The sequence below is a fragment of the Paenibacillus sp. YN15 genome (assembly GCF_003285005.1).
Taxonomy (GTDB): Bacteria; Bacillota; Bacilli; order Paenibacillales; family NBRC-103111; genus Paenibacillus_AR.
Genome location: NZ_QMFA01000093.1, coordinates 1 through 1,406, shown reverse-complemented (window position 1 = coordinate 1,406; position 1,406 = coordinate 1). Strand labels below are relative to the sequence as shown.

The window sequence follows — 1,406 nt, the reverse complement described above, 5'->3', positions numbered from 1 at the left end:
AAAAAAAGGGAATTATCCTAATTTTGGGCTAATCACTTTCTTGGGCTTCTGTGACTTCTTGGGTACTTGCGGTCGTCGTCCCTTTTTCTTTTGTCTTCCTTTGGAGCTTCGACTGGGCTTTCGATTCACGGCTGCCATCCACTTCTTCCACGGGGCATCGGCATAAATCCGGATCAGCTGCAGGAGTTTCCAGATGCTCTGGGAGGCTTGTTGCTCCAGCTTCACGATCAAGCAGACCGCATACGCGATTAAGGCGAGGTACAGTTGGTTGCAAATGGAGGCTTCCGTGTATCCATACACATGCACCAGCCGCAGATGCTGCTTGATCCATTTGAAAAACAGTTCGATCAGCCATCGGTTGCGGTACATCTGAGCGATGTCCTGTGCCGATACGTCCCATCGGTTGGTGACCACCCGGTAGCGCCGGTTCTGTTCATCCTCAAACTCCACCAGCCGCACCACCACGTCGCGGTCGGGCAATTGAACATCGGCATCGAGCCGAATGCGTGTGGCCCGTACCGGAATGTCCCGGGTGGTGAGGATCTTCAACCGGCTGTTTTCCTTGACGCGAATCACAAAGCGGATCTTGTTTTTCACCCACTGCTCCAAGTGTTCGTACTTGGGGTAGCCCCGATCCATGATGTGGGTCGCCTCTTGATCCACAGCCAATTCCAACACGACTTCGTGGTCGCTTACATCTTGGGTAGAGGCGATGATTNTAGCCCCGATCCATGATGTGGGTCGCCTCTTGATCCACAGCCAATTCCAACACGACTTCGTGGTCGCTCACATCCTGGGTGGAAGCGATGATCCGATCCGGATACATGGCTTCGGGACTACCGACCACAAAGCGGGTGTGCATTTTAATCCCGCAGTTGGTTTGGGAGCAGAAGGCCCATCTGCTCAGGATAGGAGGCAAGGTCAGCTTGGTGGAATCAATGAGATGCAGCACGCCGATCCGTTTTTTTAACCCGTGTGCCTCCGGCTGGAGTGCCTGAATGCGGCTGACCAGATGAACAAAGAGATCTTGCAAGGAAGCCGTATCCAGGGCTTTGAGTTTGCGGGACAGTTGAGAAGCGCTGATGCTCTCCAAACCGGTCAAGCGCTGGAGGGCGGAGTTGGCGTTCAAATGCTCTGCCATTTCGTCAAAGGACTGGCGCTGGCACAGTTGCGATTCCACAAAAAGCTGGATCGCGGCGCCGCTGAACAGTTTTTGAGAACGATGATCGACAAACCAAGAACGATATTCTTCAAGGTCAAGCAAGCGTAAGCATTGACAAATGACGGTTTCATTCGGTATGTTATCCATAGGTGACTCCTTTGTGGAGAGATGGATAACGTGCCTCTCTCTACAATAGGAGTTTTTTTATGGTTTTTCCATGTAAATTCATATGAATTTTACAGGT

2 protein-coding genes are annotated in these 1,406 nt (G+C 51.7%); one reads left to right on the top strand and one right to left on the bottom strand.

Going from position 1 to position 1,406, the window contains the following annotated elements; genetic code table 11:
- Positions 1-12: 12 nt before the first annotated feature.
- Positions 13-714 carry an IS4 family transposase gene (locus tag DQG13_RS30275; protein ID WP_258525951.1) on the bottom strand — a complete coding sequence of 234 codons (702 nt, stop codon included), beginning with the start codon at positions 712-714 and terminating at the stop codon, positions 13-15.
- Positions 715-1,012: 298 nt separating this feature from the next.
- Here DQG13_RS30275 and DQG13_RS30265 point away from each other — a divergent pair, with 298 nt between their 5' ends.
- Positions 1,013-1,270 carry a hypothetical protein gene (locus DQG13_RS30265; RefSeq protein ID WP_113023918.1) on the top strand — a complete coding sequence of 86 codons (258 nt, stop codon included), beginning with the start codon at positions 1,013-1,015 and terminating at the stop codon, positions 1,268-1,270.
- The last annotated feature ends 136 nt before the right edge of the window (positions 1,271-1,406 follow it).

What these genes read in the sequence shown, in the direction of transcription:
- DQG13_RS30265 (WP_113023918.1), top strand. Translation starts at nt 1,013, where the DNA reads ATGAACAAAGAGATCTTGCAAGGAAGCCGTATCCAGGGCTTTGAGTTT.